The sequence below is a fragment of the Synechococcus sp. H55.7 genome (genome assembly GCF_047462395.1).
Classification (GTDB): Bacteria; Cyanobacteriota; Cyanobacteriia; order Thermostichales; family Thermostichaceae; genus Thermostichus.
Genome location: NZ_JANSJD010000011.1, coordinates 39,032 through 63,346 on the forward strand (window position 1 = coordinate 39,032; position 24,315 = coordinate 63,346).

A 24,315-nucleotide genomic window follows, 5' to 3' on the forward strand; every position below is an offset into this window, starting at 1 on the left:
AGTCATCCTCAGGTGTCTAAGTTCTCGATCCGAACGGGCTCAAGAGCTTCTGCCGGCGGAAACCCCAGCACCTGAGCATAAAAATAAAGCTCCGCCTCTAAGGCCCGTTTGATGTTGGCCGCCTGGCGAAAGCCGTGTTGTTCTCCCTCGAAGGGCACATAGGCCACCGGGATCCCTTTGGCCCGCAGGGCGGCTACCATCCTCTCTGCCTGATTGGGGGGCACGATGGCGTCTTCCAAGCCCTGAAAGAAAATAACCGGACAATTGAAGCCATCCAGGTGGTGGATGGGAGAGCGCTCCCGGTAGAGATCTCGTCGTTGCGGGTAGGGGCCAATTAAGCTGTCCAAGTAGCGGGACTCGAACTTGTGGGTGTCCTGTGCCAGGGCCTCCAGGTCGCTCACCCCGTAGTAGCTGGCACCGGCCTTGAAGACGGTGTGAAAGGTCAAAGCCGCCAGCGTGGTGTAGCCGCCGGCGCTGCCGCCGCGAATGAGCAATCGCTCGCCATCAACCCGGCCCTGTTGGGCCAAGAATCGGGCTCCAGCAATGCAATCTTCCACGTCCACAAGGCCCCATTGGCCCTTGAGGGCCTCCCGGTAGGCCCGTCCATAGCCGCTGCTGCCGCGGTAGTTGACATCCAAAACGGCAATCCCGCGGCTGGTCCAGTACTGGATCCCCAGGTCGAGCACGGCTGCTGTTGCTCCCGTGGGCCCGCCGTGACTTTTCACCAGCAGGGGCGGCTTTTCGCCGGCAGGGGCCACAAAGTCGCGGTTCTTGGGAGGATAGAAGAAGCCGTAGGCCACTGCTCCGCCCGAGGTGGGAAAGGTGATGGGCTCAGGGATTGACAAATACTCCAGATCTATTGCCACGCTGCTAGAACGGGCCACCACCTCCAATTGGCCAGAAGGTAAGTCCAGACAGACCAAGGCCATGGCTTCGCTGGGGGATCCGGCCAGGAAGGCAGCTTTTTCGCCGCTAACTTGAAGGTTGTGGAGCTCGGTGTAGGGTATGGGGATCTCCTGCCGCTGTCCTGAACGCGGATCCAAAAGCGTCAGGTGGCCCAGCCCTTCTTGCCGATAGATGGCCAGGATCCGCCCGTCCCCACAAAAGCCGTAGGTGCTCAGGCCAAACACCCACTGGGGCTCGCCAAACTCCGCTTCCATAGGGCACAGAGGAATCGGCCCTGAGGGATCCCAGCAGTAGAGGTTCCACCAGCCGCTGCGGTCGGAAACAAAGTAAAGCTCCCCCTGCGGCGACCACTGGGGCTGGAAAATGGACTCAGCCGGGCCACCAACGAGTTTCTGGGGTTCTCCCAAGCTGCCGTCAGGAGCCACTTCCGCCCGCCACAGCTCCGTGCCGTCCCAGGGCATCTGGGGGTGATCCCAGGCCAGCCACACCAGGATCTGACCGTCTGGGCTCAGTTGCGGGCTGGCGTAGAAATCGTGGCCCCTGGCCAAAACCTGCTGGGATCCGCTTTCTAGATCGATGGCAACCAGGGTATTTTCCGGCTCTCCCTGGCGGCTGTGATCCTCGCGCACGCAGAGGATGCGCCGGCGCCTCCTGTCCACCACCCCGTCGGCATAGCGGTAGGGGCCAGCTTCGGTGAGGGGCTGGGGATCCGAAGCCGGCAGCAGGCGGTAGAGCCGTTGATCGGCAAAGTTGCAGAAATACACCACCCCCTCGGAGACCCAGTAGGCGCCGCCGCCGTACTCATGCACCCGCGTGCGCACGTTGAAGGGTGCTGGCGTCAGTTCCTGCACCGTCCCGTCGGCAGCTCGCCGCATCAGCACGTTGCGCCCCTTCTCCTGCGGGCGGCCCTCCGTCCAGTAGAGATCCCCCTTGTCCCAAGCCGGTTGCCCTAGGCGTAGGGATCCGGCCACCACCAGGTCAGCGGTAATTGGGGATCGCCAAGATCCATAGCCAGCCTGTTGCACCATAAGCCATCAATTTTCAACCTCGAAATCTCCATTATGCCGAGAGCAAGGGATCCCTGGGAGCTTGGCGAGAACAGGCTCAGATTCTGGAAAAAAGTATCTCGCAACACAATTTCTTCCTGGCTGAATGGGTTTGATAGAACACGTCCAGGCAACAGGGGCGCACGACGCTCTCTCGACTGCAAAGCTGGCTTTTCCCCCTGTTGATGTTGGGAAGGCATTGGTGAAAACCTCAGCCGAGCGCAGTTGGGCAAGCTGATCCATGGGCAAGGTGATGAGCTGAGTCCTTCCCCCTGTTAGCCAGGCTGCTGTAACCACACTTCGCTACATCCTTTGCACTCACCTCGTTTCGGAGTTTACCGATGGCTCAATCTTTTAATCGTCGTCAAGTGCTGAAAATGGGCGCGCTGGCCGGAGCCGGGGCTGCCTTAGGGCCGCAGATCTGGGTGAAGCGGTCTGTGCCTGCCTATGCTCAGGGAGAGACTATTCGCGTTGGCATTTTGCACTCCCTCAGCGGCACGATGGCCATTTCGGAAACCAGTGTGGTGGATGCGGAAAAGCTAGCCATTAAAGAGATCAATGCCGCCGGTGGGGTTTTGGGCAAGCAGATCGAGCCCATCATCGAGGATGGCGCCTCCGATTGGCCAACCTTTGCCGAGAAAGCCACCAAATTGATCGATGTGGACAAGGTGGCAACAGTATTCGGCTGTTGGACCTCGGCCAGCCGCAAGGCAGTTTTGCCGGTATTTGAATCCAAGCAACACCTGCTCTGGTATCCCGTACAGTACGAAGGACAAGAGTGCTCCAAAAACATCTTCTACACCGGCGCTGCCCCCAACCAGCAGATCGAGCCTTCTGTGGAATGGCTGCTCAAGAACAAGGGCAAAGAGTTTTTCCTGGTGGGATCCGACTATGTCTTCCCCCGCACGGCCAACACCATCATCAAGGCCCAGTTAGAGGCCCTGGGCGGCAAGGTTGTGGGAGAAGATTACCTGCCTCTGGGCAACACCGAAGTGACTCCTATTATCAGCAAAATCCGTGCCGCTCTTCCCAACGGCGGCGTGATCTACAACAGCCTGAATGGCGACAGCAATGTGGCCTTCTTTAAGCAACTGAAAGCAGCCGGTCTGGAGCCGGATCGCTATCCCTCTATGTCCGTCAGCATTGCCGAAGAAGAGGTGCAGGCGATTGGCTCCGAGTTCCTAGAAGGCCACTACGCTGCCTGGAACTACTTCATGACGGTGGATACGCCTGCCAACAAGAAGTTTGTGGAAGCCTTCAAGGCAGAATACGGCCAAAACCGCGTCACCAACGACCCGATGGAAGCGGCCTATATCATGGTTTACATCTGGAAGCAGGCGGTGGAAAAAGCGGGAACCGTGGAGATCGACGCGGTGCGCCAAGCAGCCTACGGCCAAACCTTTGATGCCCCAGAGGGTCTGGTGACGATGAACACCAACCACCACCTGACCAAGTACGTGCGGATCGGCCAGGTGCGCTCTGATGGGCTGTTTGATGTCATCTTTTCTACAGACGCTGTGGAGCCACAGCCCTGGAACCAGTTTGTGGCGGAAACCAAGGGCTTTGCCTGCGACTGGTCGGATCCGGCCAAAGGCGGTCGCTTCAAAGTCAGCTAGCCCTGTTGAGCGCTGGGTGCGAGATCCCTTGCGGGTGAGTTGGGGATCCCGTCCTGGAGTTGGAAGCGCGTCCCCCGTCAACTGGTAAAGAAGGAGGATCCCCTGCCGATGACCTTGCTTTTGGATAGCTTGTTTAATGGCATCAGTATTGGCACCGTTTTGCTGATAGCCGCTCTGGGCCTGGCGATTGTCTTCGGCCTCATGGGGGTGATCAATATGGCCCATGGGGAGCTGATGATGTTGGGGGCCTACACCACCTTTGTGGTGCAAAATGCCTTCCGACAATTGGGGGATCCCTGGCGGGATCTGTATATCTTTCCAGCCTTGGTTGCCGCTTTTGTCGTCACGGCCCTGGCGGGTCTGGCTCTGGAGCGGGGGGTGATTCGCTTTTTGTATGGGCGGCCGCTGGAAACCCTTTTGGCCACCTGGGGCGTGAGCCTGATCCTGCAGCAGTTCGTGCGCAGCGTCAATTGGGTGTTGGCTTTCCGCTTGGGGGCCTTTGCGGTGCTCTTTTTTGGCGGCTGGTGGCTCTTGGCAAAACGGGCCGATTGGCCGCGCCTCAAAGGCTGGGTGCTGACGTTGTTGTTGGTGCTTTCTACGGCCATTGTGGCAGTAGGCGGGCGGGTTCTGGCCCAAACCTATGCCCTGGCCGTCACCCAGCCCTGGTTTGGGGCCCAAAATAGAGACGTGACCGCTCCTCGCTGGCTGCGGGGTGGGATCCCGGTGGGCAACCTGTTTTTGCCCAATACTCGCCTGTTCATCATCGCCCTCACCGTTGTCTGTATCCTGGGGCTGTACTTTTTCTTGCAACGCACCCGCTGGGGGTTGCGCATCCGCGCCGTCACCCAAAATCGGGCCATGAGCGCTTGTGTCGGGATCCCTACGCAAACGGTGGATGCTCTCACCTTTGCCATGGGTTCGGGTCTGGCAGGAGTAGCCGGCGTGGCCGTCAGCCTGCTGGGATCCGTGGGGCCCAATACCGGCCAGAACTACATCGTGGATACCTTCATGGTGGTTGTCGTGGGGGGTGTGGGCAAGCTCCTGGGCAGCATTGTGGCGGCACTGGGGATCGGAATTGCCAACTTTGTCATCGGTTCCGGGACGCTGGCTTTGATCTTTCCCAACGTGCCGATCCTGACCGATACCCTCAACTTTTTTGCCACCACCAGCATGGCTAAGGTGATGGTCTTTGCCTTAATTGTGGCCTTTTTGCAGGTGCGCCCCCGCGGCCTTTTCCCCGAAAAAGGTCGCATGGTGGATGCCTAGGACAGCCCTCTTGAGCGAATCTTTCTAGCCGTATCCCCCATCCCCCCACACCGCCCATGAAACTGGCTCATCTCCCCCCCGCTGATCGTGAAGAGGCCATTCTTGCCACCGGTCGGGATCCCAGTCCTGCCCGCAAGCTCCTCTGGGAAGTTGGGATCCTCATTGGCCTGGCGCTGGCTTTGATCTTGGTGGCCCCAACTGTGTTGTCGGGTTTTCGGCTGAACTTGTTGGGGCGATTTCTGGCATTGAGCATTGTTGCCCTGGGGATCGACCTTATCTGGGGCTATACCGGCATGCTGAGTCTGGGGCATGGGGTGTTCTTTGCCTTGGGGGGCTATGCTTTGGGGATGCACCTCAAGTTGCAACTGCCAGAGGGACAGATACCGGAGTTTTTCAGCCTCTATGGGGTAACGGAATTGCCCTGGTTTTGGTACCCTTTTTATTCGTTTCCGTTTACGGCTATTGCTATTGTCTTGATCCCGGCTGTGGTGGCAGCAGCTCTGGGGTATTTGGTGGTGAGAAATCGCATCCGAGGAGTTTATTTTTCTATTCTGACTCAGGCCACCACAATCATTTTCTTCAACTTCTTCAACGGGCAACAGCGCTTAATCAACGGCACCAACGGCCTGACCAATTTCCAGACGTTATTTGGCCTGGATGTCAACTCTTCCCAGATGCGCTTTGCTGTCTATGTGGCCACGGTTTTAACCGTTGTTTTGGCTTACCTTCTCTGTCGTTGGCTTACCAGTGGCTTGTTTGGTCGAATCCTGGTAGCCATTCGAGACGATGAGCCGCGGGTTCGTTTCTCTGGCTACGATCCCACCGGATTTAAGGTGCTAGTATTTGCCATCTCGGCTGCGCTGGCAGGGATCGCCGGGGCTTTGTTTACCTTACAAACTGGCATCATTTCTCCCAATGCCATGGCCGTTCCCTTCTCCATTGAAATGGTGATCTGGGCAGCGGTGGGTGGTCGGGCCAGTTTAGTGGGGGCAGTGGTCGGGGCTTTGTTGGTAAACTTTGCCAAGAGTTTGCTGAGTGAAAATTTCCCAGAAATTTGGCTGTTTTTCCAGGGGGGATTGTTCCTGCTGGTGGTACTGGTGTTGCCGGATGGTTTGGTGGGCTGGGTGCGCACCCGGGGCAGGCAGCTTTGGGTTACCTTCCAGCTTTGGCGCCGGCGTTTGGCCAATATTTCTCCAGCCTAAATCCGTGCCAGTATCCCCCTATGCAAGGTGCAACTTCAGAGTAAGAGGATCCCAATGGGTGAGATAACGATGCCAAGTGTCCTCTCTTGTTCGATGGGCTGAGAATCCTACTCGTCCTCTGGCCTTTCCGTTCTTGGACGTGATCCCTATGCTTACAGCAGCTCCCACCACTACCCGGCAAATTTTACAAACTCAGGATCTCACCGTCAGCTTTGATGGCTTTAAGGCTTTGGACGGGCTGAACTTCTCTTTGGAAGAAGGGGAGTTAAGGGTGGTGATCGGCCCCAATGGAGCGGGCAAAACTACCTTCCTCGATGTGTTGACAGGCAAGGTCAAGCCTACTCGAGGGCGAGTGCTGTTTAAAGGAAAAGATCTGGCTAAGCTCAAGGAGCACGAAATCGCTGCCTTGGGTATTGGTCGCAAGTTCCAAACGCCGCGGGTCTACCAAAACCTGAGCGTGCGAGAAAATTTAGAGCTCTCTCTCAACCCTCACAAGGGTGTTTTCTCCACCTTATTTGGCAAAAAGCGCTTGCGAGAAAAGACTGATGCTCTCCTGGAAACCATCGGCCTGAGCCGTAAGGATCGGATCCCGGCAGGGCTGCTCTCCCATGGAGAAAAGCAATGGTTGGAGATCGGCATGGTGATTGCCCAGGATCCGGATCTGCTGCTGCTTGATGAATGCGTGGCCGGGATGACGGATAAAGAAACAGAGGCTACGGGAGAGTTAATTCAATCCTTAGCTCGAAATCACACCATTTTGGTGATCGAGCATGACATGGTATTTGTCCGGCAAATTGCCCGCAGAGTTACCGTTTTACACCAAGGAGCGGTGTTGTGCGAGGGTAGCTTTGAGGAAGTGAAGAACGACCCGCGAGTTATCGAGGTCTATCTTGGATCCCACAAAGCCAGAGGCTAAACGAAAACAGGGGAGAAGGGGAGATCTGTGTTGACCGTCCAGTTAACCAACTCTATATCCAAGCCTATGAATACGGAAAACGCCACCAAAGCGCAAAATCTATCTCAAAGTGGATCTCAGCCTTTGCTGGAAGTCTGTAACCTGAGAGCTTATTATGGGCAAAGTTTAATTGTGAGAGATCTTTCTTTCAAGATCCTTCCCGGCCAAGCAGTTTGCCTTCTGGGTCGCAACGGCATGGGCAAAACTACCACGCTTAAAGCCCTAATGGGGCTTCTCAAAGACTGTACAGGTAAAGTTCTCTTTGAGGGCCGACCCATCAATCATTACTCACCCAACTGGCGGGCTCGCGCTGGCATTGGCTATGTGCCCCAAGGCCGAGAGATCTTTCCTCGCCTAACGGTTGAGGAAAATCTACTGGTGGGGTTAGAAGCAGCACCGGACAAAGAACGGGCTATACCTGAGTTTATCTATGACTTATTCCCGATTTTGCGTTCTTTTCTAAAGCGTCCCGGTGGAGATTTGAGCGGTGGTCAGCAGCAGCAATTGGCCATTGCCAGAGCTTTGGTGGCAGAGCCTAAACTTTTACTCCTGGATGAACCTACAGAAGGGATCCAACCCTCTATCATCATTGAGATCGAAGAAGCCATTGCCCGCATCCAAAAAGAGCGGGGCGTTGCGGTGTTGCTGGTAGAACAGTACTTTGAGTTTGCTCAAAGCTTGGCCGATTACTTTTACCTCATGGAAAATGGATCCCTCGTTATGGAAGGGCCGACTGACCAAATGGATGAGGAAAAAGTGCGATCCTATCTCTCCCTCTGAGGTTAGCCTGGAGGAGGAGCCGAGCGGTGCAACTCTTGTCAGGCCCAGGGATCCCCTCAGGCAACAACCCTAGAAATCTGCCAGGATCGAGCAAGAGAGAACTCAGTCCACTCCCTCCTCGCTGCGTCTGTGGCTGCCCCCATTCACGTCACTGCCGAACCTTGGCTGCACACCTACAGCGAGATCATTGACGTGCGCTCGCCGGCAGAGTTTGCTGAGGATCATTGGCCGGGGGCCATCAACTTGCCTGTGCTTGACGATGCAGAACGGGCAGAGGTGGGCACCCTCTACAAGCAGGTGGATCCCTTTACGGCCCGCAAGCGGGGAGCCAGCCTGGTGGCCCAGAACATCGCCCGCCATCTGCAGACCCACTTTGCCGACAAGGATCGGGACTACCACCCCCTCATCTACTGCTGGCGGGGAGGGCAGCGCTCGGCCAGCTTGGCGTTGGTGTTGTCCCAGGTGGGCTGGCAGGTCACAGTGTTGCAAGGGGGGTACAAAACCTACCGCGCCTGGGTACGCCGGCAACTGCAGAGCTTGCCCCAGGAGTTTACCTACCGCGTCCTCTGCGGGCCGACGGGGAGCGGCAAAACCCAGTTGCTCCACCACCTGCAGCGCCAGGGATCCCAAGTCCTCGATCTGGAAAAGCTGGCCCGCCACCGCGGCTCCGTGCTGGGAGCGGAGTGGGGGATGCCGCAGCCCACCCAGAAGAGCTTTGAAAGTCAACTGGTGCAGGTTTTTCTCCAGTGGGATCCAGCCAAGCCGGTCTGGGTGGAAGCCGAGAGTGCCAAGGTGGGCCAGCTCCACCTGCCCCCTGCCCTTTGGCAGGCCCTCACCCAAGCCGATTGCGTGGAAGTGCGATTGCCTTTGGAAGAGCGGGTGAAGGGGCTGATTGCCCATTATCCCCACTGGATAGCCCATCCCCAGGCACTCAAGGAGAAATTGCTGCCCCTAAAAGCCCGCCATGGCCAGGCGCGCCTGCAGCGCTGGTTTGAGCTCATCGACGCCCAAGACTGGCCGCAGTTTGTGCAGGAGTTGCTGGAGCAGCACTACGATCCCACCTATCGGCATGGGTTGCAGCAGAACTTCAACCGCATCCACGCCCGGATAGAGCTGCCCGACCTTTCCGAGACCAGCCTCAGAGAAGCTGCCGCTCGCCTGCGCACCCGTCCAGACTAGGTGAGCACAATAAATTGCAGAGCCCGCAGCACCTCAAACCAATTGGAAACCTCCAGCCGAACGGTTGCATCGGCAACCCACCGGCAGCCGGGGTAAAAAGACTTGCGGTAGGCGCGGGCAGGATCCTTGTAGTCCACCTCCAAGTGAAAGCAATCCGGCAGTGGGCGGGGCCGGTAGGCCGACAGCCGTTTCAGGGATCCCTCTACACCTTGGCGGATGGCCTGCAGAACCTGCTGCGGATGGGGAGCAACGACCGAGTGGCCCATCCCTTTGTGGGTGACCACCGTCTCGATCTGGGCGTCATAGGCTTTCGCTTCCGCACACACCTCTGCGTCTCCGGCCAGAAATACAACCGGCACCCCTTCATAGGCAGCGGTGAGGCTGACCAGGTGAAACTCGGCGATGGCCTGGCCGTTCAGCCGGATTTGGCTAACTTCGGTGGTGTAGGTGTGGGCAAGGGGGTTGGCAGCAGATCCGGCGCGGGCATGGTAGCCGATTAAGATCAGGGCATTGTAACTGCGATCCAGCTCTTGCACCATACAGTAGGGGTGGCCGCTCCAGCCGCGGATGAGTTGCACCGGCGCCGGCAATCGCTCGGGGAGAAGGTTGCGCCCGGAATCATGGGCGTCTTTGACAGTGATCCGGGTGGCTCCGGCAGCCAGGGATCCCTCACAAGCGGCGATCACCGCTTGGGTCATCTGCTCGCGGAATGGCTCATAACCCGGCTGGCCGAGGGTGGCTTCATCCCAATGGCTGATGCCGGAGATCCCTTCGATATCAGCACTGATATAGACCTTCATGCTCGACTGATAGTCATTTCAGACTAGATTGTCAGACTAGATTGAGACAGCCCCAAGCGCTCCACGCCGCCGGCGCGTTCGCCTTTGGCGGCACCCAACACTCCCAGCCCTCACCCCCGGCCCCTCTCCCTTTGGGAGAGGGGAGTTAGGGATTGGCTCAAGGAACTGAGGATATGTTTTGTGGGAGCCCAAGATTTCCATGGCTTTGGTGCGGATCTCTACCCTCGTTTTTGAGAAGTCGGAATAAAGGACAAGGACTCCGTCCCGCTGACGCGATCAGAGGGCTACCAAAGAAGCAGATACCCCCTGCTGTAACTCCGACAACAGAGAGGCCGGGCGCCCCTTATAAGGCCAGGCAAAAGCGTGGCGAAAAGCTGCTTCCTGACAGTGTTTGAGCTGCTCGAAATCGATAATGTCGTGGGTGAGCAGGTTCTCGTACTCAAACGGCAGGCGCACATTGTGCAAGCCGGCGTTGTCGGTGCAGATGGCGATATCTACCCCTGCCTCAAAGCAGCGATCAAACACAATCTTGAGGGGATCCAAACTGGACAAGGTGCCCGTTTTTAGATAGGTGGTGGGACAAACTTCCAGGCATTGTCCTCGCCGCGCCAGCTCCGGCAGCAACTCTGGATAGTGAAGGGGAATTTGAATGCCGTGGCCAATCCGCGAGACATAGGGCAGCAGCTCTGGGTAGCAGCCATCCAACGTCTCGTAGAGGTGGGCAGTGGTCTTGAGGCCGCGGGCCAAGGCATACTTGAATAGCTCGATCCACTCGTCCATGCGTTCGCCGTAAGGCTTGTCTCCCCCAGCCAGGTCGATGGCACTCACATATTCCGACTCGGCAGCAGCTTCAACCATAGCCCGGTTGATGTGGCTGGGGAGGCGGGAGTGCAAACACACAATCTGAGTGGTAACAATGGGGTATTCCCGCTGCTGGCTGGCCTGTCCCACCGTCTCGATTACCTGGCGCATTTGCTTGAGGCGATCTGCCTCGTCCAGGCTGGGATCCGTGCGCAGGTAGGGGGTGTAACGAATTTCTAGGTAGGCCAGATCCTCAAATACATAGGCTCCCCGCAGCAGACGGTAGATGAAATAGGGTAAGCTTTCCAGGGTTTGCACCTGTTCCACCAGCGTGTGCAGCTCCAAGTAATCTTCAAGGGTGTTGCGCGGGCGGGTGTAGAACTCTTCAAACTCGGCATAGGTGGGAAAGCGCTCCGCCAGAGGGGATCCCTGGCGATGCAAGTAGCGCCACAGAATCCGAGGGACGACAGAACCGCCCAGGTGGCGGTGCAACTCCGCATGAAGTGCCATAGGTCGGGGCTCCCCATCGCTGCCCGCGCAGGAGCAGACTTGGTTTGTTTAAGTACTATCTTTACTCTTATCCAACTGCCTCGAGCTTGTCCAGGCGGAATTGCGCAAGCTCGGTTGGAAGTTTAGATCGTCAAACCGATCCCCTGCCCATCGTGGTAGGCGGCCAACAGCAGGTCGGTGGTGGTATCCCAGGCAATCTCGCCCAAGCGCGATAGAGCAATGGCCCCCAAGGAGCGGCGGCGTTGGCGGGCCTCTTGAAAAGACTTGGCCATGGCCGCTTTTAGGCTGAGGCCATCTTCCACTCGAATGACAATCCGTGCCGCCAAGCTCTCATCCAAAATATCTTCCCCAACACCGGTGCAACTGACTCCCGCTGCCGCACTGGCGTAGGTTCCTGCGGGCGTGGCCGAATCGCTCACCCGCCCCACCCGCTCAAACCCCCGCCCGCCGGTGGAGGTGCCAACACAAATGCGCCCCTGTTGATCCAGCGCCACCGCTCCAACCGTGCCCATGGCCAGGGCGGTGAGCACCCTTGACGGGGGATGGGTCTGGCGCAACTGCACCCACTCCTGCAGCCGCTTGAGAGTGGTCGGGTCATAGACCGGCAACTTCAGTTCCCGCGCCAGCTCTGCTGCCCCCTGTTCGGCCACCACCCGATCCGGGCTGGATTGCAAAGCCTGGGCCAGGAGGATGGGATGCTGAACCCGGCTGACGTTGATCACCCCACTAAAAGACTGGGTGGCCCCGTTCATGAGGGCGGCGCTCATGCGGATCTGCCCATCCGACTGCAAGACCGATCCTGTGCCGGCGTTGTAGAGGGGATCATCTTCCAGCAGTTGGCAGGCATGTAAGACAGCCGCCTCTGCCGCTTGCCCTGCCAACAGCAGCGCATAGGTACTTTCCACCACCTGCCGCAGGGATCTCCTCACCTTTTCCAGGCTGTCTTCTCCTTCTAGGGCACTGCCGGCTCCGCCGTGGATAATGAGTTTGGGCTGAGGCATGATGGGTTCGGATACCTTGTGAGGCTACTGGGGGATGGTCTTTGCTTTTTGGGTTCACCCTTCACAGATACCACTTTCCAGGAACGCCGGCGGAAAGGGAGGAAGAGTCTTAAGATAATTCTGTGGATTTGCTAAGCATAGATACTCAACGGCAATCCTGGAAGAGGGCTGTCGGGTTGTGGCCGGCAGTGGTTCTCTTGGATCGTATGGCATGAACGAGGTTCTATCGATGGCGCTGCCCAGCTTGAACGAGTTCCCCTGGCTGACCACGGTCATTGTGTACCCTGTGTTGGCCGCTCTCTTTATCCCGTTGATCCCGGCGCCGGCTGGGGATCCCAGTACCCGCGCCTACGCGCAAAAGTTGGCCGAGCGGATCCGCTGGTTTGCTTTGTTCATCGCAGTCACCGATCTGCTGATTCTGCTGGCCGGCTTTTATGTCGGCTACGATCCCGCCCAGACGGGCTTGCAACTGCTGGAGCGCTACACCTGGGTGCCGCAGGTGGGGCTAAGCTGGTCGGTGGGGGCCGATGGCCTCTCCATGCCGCTCATTCTGCTCACGGCTTTTATTACCACGCTTGCCATCTTGGCCGCCTGGCCGGTCACCCTCAAGCCGCGCCTGTTTTACTTTCTCATGTTGGCCATGTACGGCGGCCAGATCGGGGTGTTTGCCGTGCAGGATATGCTGCTGTTTTTCCTGATGTGGGAGCTGGAGCTGATCCCGGTCTATTTGCTCCTCTCCATTTGGGGGGGATACAACCGCCTCTATGCGGCCACCAAGTTCATCCTCTACACCGCCCTCAGCTCGCTGTTTATCCTGGTGGCGGGCTTGGCTATGGCCTTCTACGGGGATCCCATCAGCTTTGACATGACGGATCTGGCCCACAAGGCCTATCCGCTGAGCTTCCAGTTGCTGATGTATGGGGCTTTCCTGATTGCTTATGGGGTGAAGCTGCCCGTCTTCCCCCTGCACACCTGGCTGCCCGATGCCCACGGCGAAGCCACGGCGCCGGTTCACATGTTGCTGGCCGGGATCCTGCTCAAGATGGGGGGCTATGCCCTGATGCGCATGAATGTGGGCATGCTGCCGGATGCCCACCTCTACCTTGCGCCGGTGCTGATCGTGCTGGGGGTGGTGAACATCATCTTTGCTGCCCTCACCTCCTTTGCCCAGCGTAACCTGAAGCGGAAGATCGCCTACTCCTCCATCAGCCACATGGGCTTTGTCCTCATCGGCATCGGATCCCTGACCGAAATCGGCATGAGCGGCGCCATGTTGCAGATGATCTCCCACGGGCTGATCGGGGCCAGCCTGTTCTTCTTGGTGGGGGCCACCTACGACCGCACCCACACGCTGGAGCTGGAGGAAATGGGCGGCGTCGGCCTGAAGATGCCCAAGATTTTCTCGATGTTCACCACTTGCTCGCTGGCCTCTCTGGCTCTGCCGGGGATGAGCGGCTTTGTGGCCGAGCTGATGGTGTTCATCGGCATGGCCACCACCGATGCCTACTCTCTCCCCTTCCGGCTGGTGGTGGTCTTTCTGGCGGCGGTTGGGGTGATCTTGACTCCTATCTACCTGCTGTCGATGTTGCGGCAGATCTTCTTTGGCCCGGAAAACAAAGAGCTGACCGAACATGAAGAATTGGTGGATGCCGAGCCGCGCGAGGTGTTCATCATCGCCTGCCTGCTGATCCCCATCATCGGCATCGGGTTTTATCCCAAGCTGGTCACTAGCCTCTACGACCAGTCCACCAATGCCCTGGTGGCCTTGCTGCGCCAGGAACTCTCCTCCCTCGGAGCGACGGTTGCCCAAGCCCCTGCCCTTTACAACACTGAGCCAAATTGAGGAGAGGGAAGCCGGTGTAGCTAGCCTTGGCTTTTTTCTCCAATGGGCTTGCGGCTCTCGCCGCCTTGAACTCGCATCCAGCCAAACAATGTCCCGATCGTCAGTTGGATCCCTTGAGCAAAAGCGGGAACGGGGATAACCTCTTGCGGATCCTCATGCACTGTTGGCTGCTGTCCGGCAGGATAGGCGAAAACGACCCTTTCTTCGGGGGCCACGATCCACCCCATCTGGCAGCCGTGGGCCAAGCCAATCAAGATCTTTTTGACCAGCTTCATTTGATCTTGATCGGGAGAGAGAATCTCGATGATCCAATCTGGGCAAAAGGGGATGAAATTTTGAATGGTGCCATCTTCATCCACAGGGATCCGCTCCCAGGCGATCACAGAAATATCGGGCACAATCGCATATCCGGCAAAAGTGCAGCGCAGCTCTGGAAATGCCATTCCCAGTTGAGAAGGCTCCAACATCTCGTTAATGAAGCTGCCCAGTTTTAGTTGGAGACGGCTATGCTTTCCCTGTGGCATAGGCTTCTGGATAATTTCTCCTTCAATAAACTCGCTGGCAGGCTGAGTTTCCGGCTGTTGTAGAAAGTCTTCCAGAGTTAGAGGCTTGGCAGATAGACTGACCATAGCTTGCTCCTATCACGCTGCTATTTGATTAACAATAGGCTCAGTAAAGTATCAAAGCCGATCAAAACAGATCCCTGTCCCGTTGTTGCCAAGTCATTTGGCGGTCATAAGGGCTTTTGCCAGAAAATAACCCCATCAACGGCCCCAAGATGGCCCCAAACACAAAGCCGCCCGCGTGGGCCCAGTAGGCAATCCCTCCCCCCTGCATGCCGATGTTGATGGGCGTCTGCAGGCTGGCGATGCCGTAAAACGCCTGTTGCACAAACCAAAAACCCAGGAACACCCAGGCGGGAACATAGATGGTTGTAATGAAAATGCCCAGAGGCACCAGGGTCAAGATCTCAGCTTGTGGAAAACGCAAGATATAGGCTCCCAACACCCCGGCAATGGCCCCACTTGCCCCCAGCGAAGGAATGGTGGATTCCATATCGAAAAACCACTGGGTTAGGGCGGCCAAAGCTCCACAAGTCAGGTAAAAAATGAGGTAGCGCACATGCCCCAAGCGATCCTCAACATTGTTGCCGAAAACCCACAAAAAGAGCATGTTCCCACCAATATGGAGAAAGCCCCCATGCAAAAATTGCGAGGTGAATAGGGTCATCCATTCGGGGCGCAGCGAAGAAGTGACCTCCCCTCGAAAACTCGCCGTCAACTCTACCGGTACCACTGCCCACTCTCGGAAAAAAGCCACCAACTCTCGCGGCGATAAGGTAAGCTCATACACAAAAACCAAGATGTTGATGAGCACCAGGGCATAGGTGACGTAGGCCGTGCGGGTGGTTGGGTTGCGGTCTTGCAGAGGTACCACAGTTGAGATCCAGTTGACATCACCCTCTAGCTTAACCTGTCTCTTCCTACCCCTCAGACTCACCTCTAAAACCCCACTTGAGGCTACACTGGAGTGGTCTGCTGGGAGCCATGCTTACAGTTGGGATCCCCTGTCTGTAGAAATGTTCCGGCTGTTCCCATACGGCCGATGGTGAACTTAGAGGAGTGGACTGATGTCCGAGGTTGAAAGCCCAACTACCCCCCTCAAGTTTTTGATCGTCGAAGATCATCCCGAGGTGGCCCAAAACAACTGCGAGTGGCTGCAGCGGATTGCAGCCGATGCTCAGTGCATCACGGTCAGCAATCCCATGGACGCCATCCTGCGCCTGCAGCGGGAACAGCCGGATTTGGTCGTGGCGGACTTGCTCTACGGTCAAACCAGCGGCGAACAGTCTGCCGAGCCTGGCCTAGAGTTCCTGCGCCACATCTTTGAGAACTACCCCACCCTGAACGTGATGGCCTATTCTAGTGAGCCGCTACTGCTGACTCCATTGGTGGGCTTGATCAGCAAACACCAGGGCGGGTTTGCCGCGGTTAATAAAATGGAACGGCGGACTGTGTTTTTGGAGGGAGCCAAAAGCGCCCTGAATGGAGAATTGCGCATGCCGCGGGAGTTGCGTGGTCTCACGAAGCTGACAGAACGGGAAATTGAGGTCTTGAACTTACTCTGCAAAGAGGCCCTCACCGATCAGGCCATTGCCGATCGCATTCACACCAGCAAGAAGACTGTACAAAACTGCATCCAACGGCTCAAAGAAAAGCTGGATATTTTCGGATCTGAGGATGAGATCAACGCCCGCGTTGCCATGTGTATGACAGCCGTTCAGAAGAAGATTATTCAATGGTAAATAAAGGTAACTAAATGGTAGAGGCCAGAGGATAGCTGTTGCTCTGTAGGAACTTTTATCCGAGACAGTTTTCCACCGGGCTCAGCGGATCCCCAACACAGAGGCGAAGACGCTGTGGCCCACAATGGCCTCTACCACAACACTCAGGGCAAACCCCAGCATGGCCAGCCGTCCGTTCCATCGCTCGGCCTTCTCAGTCCAGCCAATTTCCCACTCCGGCGGGGTGTCGCCGTCTTGACCATACTGCGGCACATACCGCGGGCGACCGGCGCCTTCCCAGCCGGCAGGGCGCTTGGAGTTGAAGAAAGCCATCGAGCCCATCGCAACAGCAGCTACCAACCCAGCCACCATTACGGCAATGTAGGGGAAAAAGGGATTCTCAAGCATCATCAGCCTGTCAAGATAGGAGTCGAAGGGTAAAAAAGCTCAAGCCAAGGTAGAGCCGCAGCATCTCAAGGCTAAGGGGTAAAGTCTGTGAGATGCCCGATGGGGCTCTACCGGATTATTGCAGATTATTGCAGACCCAGCCACTGAGCGAGAGTGCTGGCAAAAACACTGTGGCCCAGCGCCGCTTCTGTAACCATGCTGATCACGAAGCCCAACATGGCCAAGCGTCCATTCCAACGCTCCGCTTGCTCCGTCCAGCCGGGGATCCAGTCGTTGCTGGTGTCATAGTACTGGGCAACGGATGCGGAATCCAGGCGCGAAGGAATCCTAGGAGACGATTGCATTGTGAATACCTTTATTACTGTACGTAAACAAACTTAACATAAGATTACAGTTTGTGACAAGTTTTGGCTTCCAAGCCCTGACGGCAGAGTGGGTAGGACTGAAGGGATCCCAGATGGGTTTTCCGAGGGCTGGCCCAGAGCGATGTCATACTGAGGGAAACGGGCTTTTTGCGCAGACTATGGCGGTATCCACCCCTTCTTCTCTTAGGCTGGACCATTCTTTCGACCTAGCTGCCCAGGTGCGGTCGGACTTTCCGATTTTGCAGCGCCAGGTCAACGGCCACCCCCTGATCTACTTTGACAACGCTGCCACTTCTCAAAAGCCACTGGCAGTTTTGCAGGCGATGGATCGGTACTATCGGTGCTCCAACGCCAACGTGCATCGTGGGGTTCATACGCTGAGCAACGAAGCCACCGATGCCTATGAGGGGGCGCGGGAAAAGATCGCTCGTTTTATCAACGCCGCTTCGCCACAGGAGATCGTTTACACCCGCAATGCCAGCGAAGCCATCAATCTGGTGGCCTACAGTTGGGGTTTGAGCAATTTGGAACGAGGGGATGAGATCGTCCTTTCGGTGATGGAGCACCACAGCAACCTGATCCCGTGGCAGCTCGTGGCCCAGAAGACGGGAGCCTGCCTCCAGTTCATCCAGATCACGCCAGCAGGAGAGTTGGATCTGGAGCACTACCGGTCTTTGCTCAGCGACCGCACCCGCCTGGTGGCGGTAACCCAGGTTTCCAATATGCTGGGATCCATCAACCCCGTCCAGGAGATCACGGAGCTGGCCCATCGCTACGGGGCCAAGGTTTTGCTGGATGCTTGTCAGAGTGTGCCTCACATGCCTGTGGATGTGCAGGCGTTGAATTGCGATTGGTTGGCCTTTTCAGGGCATAAGATGTGTGGCCCAACGGGGATTGGCATCCTCTACGGCAGGCGGGAGCTGTTGCGAGGGATGCCACCCTTTTTGGGTGGGGGAGAGATGATCGCCGATGTGTACTGGGATCACGCCACCTATGCGGATATCCCCCACAAATTTGAGGCCGGCACGCCGGCGATTGCCCAGGCGGTGGGGTTGGGGGCAGCCGTGGATTACTTGAGCCAGATCGGCTTGGAGCGGGTTCACGCCCATGAACAACGGTTGATCGCCCATTTGTTGGACGGGATCCAAAACATAGCGGGTATCACGGTTTACGGCCCCAAGGATCCGACGCGACGGGCAGGGCTGGTCAGCTTTTCGGTAGAGGCCGTCCATCCGCATGACTTGTCTACCTTGCTGGATGAGCAGGGCATCGCCATTCGAGCGGGGCACCATTGCACTCAGCCCCTGCATCGCTATTTGGGAGTCCAATCCACCGCCCGGGCCAGCGTTTACCTGTACAACACGTTGGCGGAGGTAGATCGCTTCTTGGAAGTGTTGGCAGAAGCGGTGGAGTTCTTCAGCGTTGCTTTGGGCTAGGGATCCGTCACAGGCAGAGGACTTCGTCCCGACTGGCGCCAATCGATATCTCAAGTAACATCAACCAAGTCGGGATGGAAGGCCTGACTCCAAAACCGATGTGGAGACCCTGTAGGACTGGTTTGCCGGCGTCGGTCGGTGAAGCGTCAAAGATCCCTGCCCTAAAAGACAGGGAGTATGTCAACATGATCTAGGTTTGAACTAGGAGGTCGGGGTTGTGATCGAGCCGATTTTGTTGGGGATCGTTTTGGGGATGGTGTTGGTCACCTTGGCGGGCTTGTTTGTGGCCGCCTACAGGCAGTATCAACGGGGCAACAAGATCGGTCTTTGAAAGTTGCCCTGGGTAGGTTAGGCGGAGAAGAAGTGAGGTGGCATGGCGATGCACTGGCTGCGCACCGTTGCTGCTTTGCGGGAGCAGGTAACTGGCTGGCGGGGATCCACCATCGGCTTGGTGCCCACGATGGGATCCCTGCACGAGGGCCATCTCAGCCTGATCCGCCGCTGCCGCCAAGAGTGCGACCGCACGGTGGTCAGCATTTTCGTCAACCCGCTGCAATTTGGGCCCAACGAAGACTGGGATCGCTACCCCCGCGACGAGGAGGGGGATCGGGCCCTGTGTGAAGCGGCGGGCGTGGATGTGGTGTTTGCCCCCGACCCGCAGGAGATGGGCGCCAGCCCGGCAGCCGGCAGCGACCGCACCTGGGTCATGCCTCCCGAGTCCCTTTTGCAAACCCTCTGTGCCCCCCACCGACCGGGGCATTTTCGCGGCGTAGCCACCATCGTGCTGCAACTGCTGAACTTGGTGCAGCCGCAGCGGGCCTACTTTGGCCAGAAAGACGCCCAGCAACTGGCGATCATCCAACGGCTGGTCCAAGATCTGCAGATCCCCACCACCATTGTCCCCTGCCCCACCGTGCGAGAAGCCGATGGCCTCGCCTGCAGCTCCCGCAACCGCTACCTTTCTCCTGAAGAGAGACAGGTGGCCACCAGCCTGTACCGGGCCTTGTGTCGGGGGTATAACCATTGGCAGGCGGGGGATCCCTCGGCAGAAGGGATCCTGGCTGCCGCCCGTGCCGAGCTGGAGCACACCCCTGAACTGCGGGTGCAATACTTGGAACTGGTGGATCCGCAAACCCTCCAGCCGCTGGCCGAGGTGAAAGACAAGGGATTGCTGGCCATCGCCGCCTATGTGGGGCAAACTCGCCTGATCGACAATCTGCTCCTCTCTCCGGCACAAGGGGATCCCTGGGCCGAGAAAGCACAAAACGCGGCACCGCCTTCCTCGGAGGTGGCTTCTACCCCACGTCGCCCGCTGATTGCCATCGACGGCCCGGCAGGAGCCGGAAAATCCACCGTGGCGCGGGCAGTGGCCGCCCAACTGCAGCTTTTGTACTTGGACACAGGGGCCATGTATCGGGCTATCACCTGGCTGGCGCTGCAGCGGGGGATCCCGTTGGACGACGCCGAGCAATTGACCCAACTGGCCGCCCAAACCCAGCTCACCCTGCAAAGTGGCACTTCTTCGGCAGAGCCGACCCGCATCTGGGCCGATGGCGAAGAAATCACCCAGGCCATCCGCTCCCCAGAAGTGACCCGCTGGGTCTCTCAGGTGGCGGCAGTGCCGGGGGTGCGGCAGGAGCTGGTGAAGCGGCAACGCAGCATTGGCCGGGATGGGGGGGCCGTCTTGGAGGGGCGAGATATCGGCACCTATGTCTTTCCCGATGCTGAGCTGAAAGTCTTTTTGACCGCCTCGGTGGGCGAACGAGCCCAACGCCGGCAACAGCAACTCCAAGCCCAAGGGCAAATGGTGCCCCTCGAAGAATTGAAAGCCCAAATCGAGCAGCGGGATCGCCGCGACAGCGAACGGCTTATCTCTCCCTTGCGGCCTGCCCCCGACGCCATCCTGATCGACACAGATCACCTGAGCCAATCCGAGGTGCAAGACAAAATTGTGATGTTGTACCGACAACTTTTGGATCGATCCGGCCAAGCCCGTTTTGATCAATAGCTTTGAGCAACCGGTTAGGGATCAACACAGGATAAGTTAAGCTTTTCACAAGATCTTCCAAGATCTTCAGCAAGCTAGTCGGTTTGAACAGCTTGAGTGCTCTCTCGTTGCTCAATGAAGACTCTCATCGCAAAAGATGGAGTTGGTGGGTGTTTAGGGATTCTGAGCCTTGGGTTGAGTGCTGAACTTTGGTAAAACCGCTCAGGTGTCGAGGTGCCGGATGGGATCCCGTTGGTGATGAAAATGTGCCGACCCGCTTTTCTTTGCATTGGCCGAAGCTACCCATTTTCTGCTCTGGGCAACATGGATCTGGATCCCGTTCCGCTGTTGCGGACGGAGCGCTATGGTTAATGTCTTCCTCTTAGCCTTTTTGCTTCTCCTTTCGGGAGCTTGCTCTGGGGCCGAAACGGCCATCACGGCCATGGATAACTTGCGCCTGGAATCCCTGATCGAGGAACAAGGGGATCCGCAAGGCTTGTATCGACTGGCCCAACAACAGCGCTCACGGCTGATCACCACCCTGTTGTTGGTGAACAACTTTGTCAACATCGGCATTGCTGCCCTGGCCACAGCCCTCTCCATCGAGCTGCTGGGATCCCAGTTTGGAGCTTTGGCCGCCACTGTGCCCACCACGATCCTGGTGCTCCTGTTTGGAGAAGTAGCCCCAAAGTCCCTGGCGGTGAGTCATCCCCTGGGGGTGTTCCGCTGGGTGGTGCGGCCTGTCCATATCCTCTCGGTGCTGCTGCGCCCTTTTACCGACGCCTTTGAATGGATTGTCAGCCGCCTGTTCAACCTGTTGGAGCTCTCGCCGCTGACGGCCACCGCTTCCCTCAAGGATTTGGAGCTGTTGATCGACGTGCTGGGGCAGCGGGGGCTGCTGGATTGGCAAAAACGGCGCCTGTTTCGCGGGGCGCTGGCGTTGGATTTGCTCCAGGCGGGAGATGTGGCCAAACCTAGAGTAAAAATGGAGACCATCTCCCACGATAAAACCCTGCAGGATGTGGTGAAGCTCTGCCTGGAGACGGGCTACTCCCGCATCCCTGTGCAGGGGGAATCTAAGGACGAGATCGTCGGCGTCATCCACCTCAAGCAGGCCCTGCGCCACCTGGAGCAAAAGGGCAATGCCGAGGTGACCAAGGCCATGTCCCCGCCTTTTTTTGTGCCCGATACCAAGCGCGTCAGCCTGTTACTCAAAGAGATGCTGCGCTCCCGCCAACACCTGGGGATCGTGGTGGATGAGTTTGGCGGCACCACCGGCCTGATCACGCTGGAGGACATTTTGGAAGAGCTGGTGGGAGATATCTACGACGAAAGCGATCTCTCCCCCCTGCTGCTGCAGCGACAACGACGACAGCGCCCCTCCTCCCCTGGCTCCCCTTGAGGGAGGCCGCTAGCCGGCTTCTACAGAGTCTTCGTTGGCTTCGGGGGGGAGCTCCACAAAACCTGGATCGGCAGGGTAGCGGGCCACAAAAAAGATCGAGAAGCTGTGGATCCCCAGGCCTAGGCCCCACCAGCCCAGCAGCGGCACCAGCCACGGCCAATCCGCCCGGTACAACTGCTGGAAAAACACCAGTCCCGACGCGCTGCAGAGAAAAACGGCCAGGTGGGCCGCGTAGGTGTAGCGGTCATCCAGCTTGCGAAACTCGGGATCCCGACGGGAGGGCTTCCGGGGCCAGCGAGGCGGCATGGCAGCAACCCCTCACAACTCAAAACCTTCTCCAGTGTAGAACAAGCCACCACCAGGGATCCCTGCAGCCGTACGGGCTTTTTGCTCCTTAAGAGGTTTGCTGGGGATGCTCCCGCCAGCGGCAACTGGGGGGATCCGTTTCGCCGGGCTGGGCGGCAAACTCCAGCGGCCCGTTTTCGGTGTATAGGTGCAGGTCGAACCAGAAGGTGGATCCCTGTTCCAGCTTGCTTTCTAGGCAGATGCGGGTGTGGTGTTTCTCGAGGATGTTGCGCACAATGGCCAGGCCCAGGCCGGTGCCCTCCAAAGTGTGGACGCGGTTCTCGACGCGGAAAAAGCGGTCGAAGATCCGCTCTTGATCCTCGGGCGCAATGCCAATGCCCGTATCGGCCACCGCCACCCGCACCGCCTGCGGGGATCCATCCGCCTGTACCACCAGGTGGGCATGCACCGTCACCAGACCTCCCGACGGCGTGAACTTGAGAGCGTTGCCCAAAAGATTGGTCATCACCTGCAGCAGCAGATCGTAGTTGCCCCACACCAGGGGCAGATCCGGATCGACAAACTTGCGCAACTGGATCCCTTTGTCGCGGGCTTGCAGGTGGTGGGTGCGCAAGGTTTGCTCGATCACCGCCGCGATATCGACGGCCTCGAAGTGGTACTGCTTGCCCGACTCCAGACGCGACAAATCCAACACATCGTTGACCAAGCGGGTGAGGCGATCGGTTTCGCGGTTGGCAATTTCCAGATAGTCCAGCCGCTCCTCTGGCGACATCTGCTCGCCGTACTCGTAGAGGGTCTCGATAAAAGACTTAATACTAAAGAGGGGGGTACGCAGCTCGTGGCTGATGTTGCTGATGAACTGGGCCTTGGCCTCGTTGAGCTCCACCTCGCGGGTGATGTCCTGTACCGTCATTACAATCCCCTTGAGGTTTTGCCGCCGCGGGTCGGATACCGGCGACAGCAGGATGCGAACGACGCGCTTGATGGGGCCGCTGAGGTTGACGCGAATTTCCTCTGCCTCTTGATCCCCGCGGGCAATTTGCATCAGGGGGCGGGCCAACTGCTGCCGTAGATCCTCCGGCAACAGCTCCGGCAAGGGCTTGCCCAAGACGGGATCCCCTTCCCAGCCGAACATGCGAGAGGCCGCCGGGTTGAGCAGCAGCACCCGAAACTCGGCATCCAGCAAAATGGCGGCATCGACGATAGAGAAAACCAACGTCTCCAACTTGGCTTTGGCGGCGGCCAGTTCTTCGATGTTCTGCTCTTCGTAGCTCTGCAGCCGCTCCGCCATCTCGTTAAAGCTGTCGATGAGCTGGGCCAGCTCTCCCCCAAAGGGCAGGTCGATGCGCTGCTTGAAGTTGCCCTTGGTGATCTCCTGGACGCCCTTGACCAGTTCTTTGATGGGATAGGTGATGGTGAGGGCGTTGACCACGGATCCCAGGATGGCCAGAACCCACACTGCCAAAAACACCCCAATCGAGACCTCCCGCGCCAGTTGCGTGGAGCGCACAAGGGCGGGGTTGGGGTTGATGCCGAGGCCAAGGGTGCCCAAAAAGCGGCCCTGATGATAGATGCCGACAAAAATGTCCGTCACCCGCCCGGCAGGGGTGAGGTGGGTGCGCACCAGCGGCTGGCCCTCGGCAGGCGGGCGGTTGTCCGGCAGTTGCATGCGGCGGGTAAGGCTGAGGGAGGTTTTCACCTCCTGGTTGGAAAACGGGATCCCGTAGTAGATGTTCCCCTCCGGGTCGGCGTAGAGCAAATAGCGAATGCTGCTGGTGCTCTCAAAATATTGCCGCGACAGTTGGACCACTTCGCCGATGCGATCTTCTGCGATCAGGGGGGCGACATTGGCTGCCAATAGCAATCCCAGATCCCGGCCAAAGCGGGCCTCGTTAAAGCGGGCATTCTGCTGCACGGTGCTGACGGCCCAGAAGGTGAAGCTGCTCACCACCAGCGAGACCACCAGCGTGGCCACAAAGAGCAACTGGGTCTCCAGGCGCAGCTTTTGTTTCCAGCGCGCCCACCAGCGCCGCAGGGATCCCCAAAAGCCCCCTCCCCTTGTCGGCTCCGCAGTCTCCCCAAGCGAGAGCTCTGGAGGAGAAGAAGCAGCCGCCTCAGGGGATTGGACTTCGGCAAGGGGCTCGGCAGTGCTGACAGGAGACATGAACCCGACGTAACAACCCTGGAGAACACTGTCGCCACCATTCTGACATGGCTGCCGA

The 24,315-nt window shown here is 58.0% G+C and carries 22 protein-coding genes; 12 read left to right on the forward strand and 10 right to left on the reverse strand.

Translation table 11 applies throughout. The features are described from left to right. Positions 1-8 precede the first annotated feature (8 nt). Positions 9-1,934: a S9 family peptidase gene (locus NW851_RS07085; RefSeq protein ID WP_414337418.1), complete on the reverse strand. Its 1,926-nt coding sequence runs from the start codon at positions 1,932-1,934 to the stop codon at positions 9-11. Positions 1,935-2,293: 359 nt separating this feature from the next. Between NW851_RS07085 and urtA the strand changes: the two genes are divergently transcribed. The 6 genes from urtA to mnmH all read left to right on the forward strand — a co-directional run bounded on the left by urtA (position 2,294) and on the right by mnmH (position 8,950). Continuing rightward, complete coding sequence (gene urtA / locus NW851_RS07090; protein ID WP_414332597.1) at positions 2,294-3,568, forward strand: urea ABC transporter substrate-binding protein; 1,275 nt, start codon at positions 2,294-2,296, stop codon at positions 3,566-3,568. Between the two features lie 108 nt (positions 3,569-3,676). After that, positions 3,677-4,834, forward strand: a complete 1,158-nt coding sequence (urtB, locus tag NW851_RS07095) for an urea ABC transporter permease subunit UrtB (RefSeq protein ID WP_414332599.1) — start codon at positions 3,677-3,679, stop codon at positions 4,832-4,834. 56 nt (positions 4,835-4,890) lie between these two features. Further along, positions 4,891-6,036 (forward strand): urea ABC transporter permease subunit UrtC, encoded by a 1,146-nt coding sequence (gene urtC, locus NW851_RS07100; protein ID WP_414332601.1) that lies wholly within the window; start codon positions 4,891-4,893, stop codon positions 6,034-6,036. A 148-nt stretch (positions 6,037-6,184) separates the two neighbouring features. Further along, positions 6,185-6,952 carry an urea ABC transporter ATP-binding protein UrtD gene (urtD, locus tag NW851_RS07105; protein ID WP_414337420.1) on the forward strand — a complete coding sequence of 256 codons (768 nt, stop codon included), beginning with the start codon at positions 6,185-6,187 and terminating at the stop codon, positions 6,950-6,952. A gap of 66 nt (positions 6,953-7,018) precedes the next feature. Further along, the gene (gene urtE / locus NW851_RS07110; protein WP_414337487.1) at positions 7,019-7,771 is read left to right on the forward strand and encodes an urea ABC transporter ATP-binding subunit UrtE; all 753 of its coding nucleotides are present in this window, start codon (positions 7,019-7,021) and stop codon (positions 7,769-7,771) included. A 129-nt stretch (positions 7,772-7,900) separates the two neighbouring features. Next, positions 7,901-8,950, forward strand: coding sequence for a tRNA 2-selenouridine(34) synthase MnmH (gene mnmH / locus NW851_RS07115; protein ID WP_414332607.1), 1,050 nt, complete (start codon positions 7,901-7,903; stop codon positions 8,948-8,950). Here the strand turns inward: mnmH and NW851_RS07120 are convergent. From NW851_RS07120 to NW851_RS07130, 3 genes are all read right to left on the reverse strand, one after another. Beyond that, positions 8,947-9,750 carry a M55 family metallopeptidase gene (locus NW851_RS07120; protein ID WP_414332609.1) on the reverse strand — a complete coding sequence of 268 codons (804 nt, stop codon included), beginning with the start codon at positions 9,748-9,750 and terminating at the stop codon, positions 8,947-8,949. The genes mnmH and NW851_RS07120 overlap by 4 nt on opposite strands. Before the next feature lie 276 nt (positions 9,751-10,026). After that, a complete protein-coding gene (locus NW851_RS07125; protein WP_414332611.1) occupies positions 10,027-11,061 on the reverse strand; it encodes an adenosine deaminase in 1,035 nt (344 codons plus the stop codon). Between the two features lie 122 nt (positions 11,062-11,183). After that, positions 11,184-12,062, reverse strand: coding sequence for an isoaspartyl peptidase/L-asparaginase (locus NW851_RS07130; RefSeq protein ID WP_414332613.1), 879 nt, complete (start codon positions 12,060-12,062; stop codon positions 11,184-11,186). Between the two features lie 229 nt (positions 12,063-12,291). Between NW851_RS07130 and NW851_RS07135 the strand changes: the two genes are divergently transcribed. Beyond that, positions 12,292-13,905: an NAD(P)H-quinone oxidoreductase subunit 4 gene (locus tag NW851_RS07135; RefSeq protein WP_414337490.1), complete on the forward strand. Its 1,614-nt coding sequence runs from the start codon at positions 12,292-12,294 to the stop codon at positions 13,903-13,905. A gap of 20 nt (positions 13,906-13,925) precedes the next feature. Here NW851_RS07135 and NW851_RS07140 read toward each other — a convergent pair whose 3' ends face one another. Together NW851_RS07140 and NW851_RS07145 are read right to left on the reverse strand one after the other, a co-directional pair. Beyond that, positions 13,926-14,534 carry a Uma2 family endonuclease gene (locus tag NW851_RS07140; protein ID WP_414332615.1) on the reverse strand — a complete coding sequence of 203 codons (609 nt, stop codon included), beginning with the start codon at positions 14,532-14,534 and terminating at the stop codon, positions 13,926-13,928. Positions 14,535-14,595: 61 nt separating this feature from the next. Continuing rightward, a complete protein-coding gene (locus NW851_RS07145; protein WP_414332617.1) occupies positions 14,596-15,342 on the reverse strand; it encodes a rhomboid family intramembrane serine protease in 747 nt (248 codons plus the stop codon). Between the two features lie 193 nt (positions 15,343-15,535). On the opposite strand from NW851_RS07145, the gene NW851_RS07150 reads away from it, so the two are divergent. Continuing rightward, positions 15,536-16,210: a response regulator transcription factor gene (locus tag NW851_RS07150; RefSeq protein ID WP_414332619.1), complete on the forward strand. Its 675-nt coding sequence runs from the start codon at positions 15,536-15,538 to the stop codon at positions 16,208-16,210. An 81-nt stretch (positions 16,211-16,291) separates the two neighbouring features. Here the strand turns inward: NW851_RS07150 and psb35 are convergent, their stop codons facing one another. Together psb35 and NW851_RS07160 are read right to left on the reverse strand one after the other, a co-directional pair. Beyond that, the gene (psb35, locus tag NW851_RS07155; protein WP_414332621.1) at positions 16,292-16,600 is read right to left on the reverse strand and encodes a photosystem II assembly protein Psb35; all 309 of its coding nucleotides are present in this window, start codon (positions 16,598-16,600) and stop codon (positions 16,292-16,294) included. Between the two features lie 122 nt (positions 16,601-16,722). Next, positions 16,723-16,941 carry a chlorophyll a/b-binding protein gene (locus NW851_RS07160; RefSeq protein WP_414332623.1) on the reverse strand — a complete coding sequence of 73 codons (219 nt, stop codon included), beginning with the start codon at positions 16,939-16,941 and terminating at the stop codon, positions 16,723-16,725. A 179-nt stretch (positions 16,942-17,120) separates the two neighbouring features. Here NW851_RS07160 and NW851_RS07165 point away from each other — a divergent pair, with 179 nt between their 5' ends. The 4 genes from NW851_RS07165 (at position 17,121) to NW851_RS07180 (ending at position 21,787) form a co-directional block, all read left to right on the forward strand. Beyond that, positions 17,121-18,398, forward strand: a complete 1,278-nt coding sequence (locus NW851_RS07165) for a SufS family cysteine desulfurase (RefSeq protein WP_414332625.1) — start codon at positions 17,121-17,123, stop codon at positions 18,396-18,398. Positions 18,399-18,615: 217 nt separating this feature from the next. Next, positions 18,616-18,729 (forward strand): cytochrome b6-f complex subunit V, encoded by a 114-nt coding sequence (gene petG, locus NW851_RS07170; protein ID WP_414332627.1) that lies wholly within the window; start codon positions 18,616-18,618, stop codon positions 18,727-18,729. 48 nt (positions 18,730-18,777) lie between these two features. After that, positions 18,778-20,406, forward strand: a complete 1,629-nt coding sequence (locus NW851_RS07175; protein ID WP_414332695.1) for a bifunctional pantoate--beta-alanine ligase/(d)CMP kinase — start codon at positions 18,778-18,780, stop codon at positions 20,404-20,406. 343 nt (positions 20,407-20,749) lie between these two features. Next, positions 20,750-21,787, forward strand: coding sequence for a hemolysin family protein (locus NW851_RS07180; protein WP_414332631.1), 1,038 nt, complete (start codon positions 20,750-20,752; stop codon positions 21,785-21,787). A 9-nt stretch (positions 21,788-21,796) separates the two neighbouring features. Here the strand turns inward: NW851_RS07180 and NW851_RS07185 are convergent, their stop codons facing one another. Beyond that, the gene (locus tag NW851_RS07185) at positions 21,797-22,093 is read right to left on the reverse strand and encodes a 2TM domain-containing protein (RefSeq protein ID WP_414332633.1); all 297 of its coding nucleotides are present in this window, start codon (positions 22,091-22,093) and stop codon (positions 21,797-21,799) included. 88 nt (positions 22,094-22,181) lie between these two features. Beyond that, positions 22,182-24,257, reverse strand: coding sequence for an ATP-binding protein (locus NW851_RS07190; RefSeq protein ID WP_414337423.1), 2,076 nt, complete (start codon positions 24,255-24,257; stop codon positions 22,182-22,184). Positions 24,258-24,315: the final 58 nt, after the last annotated feature.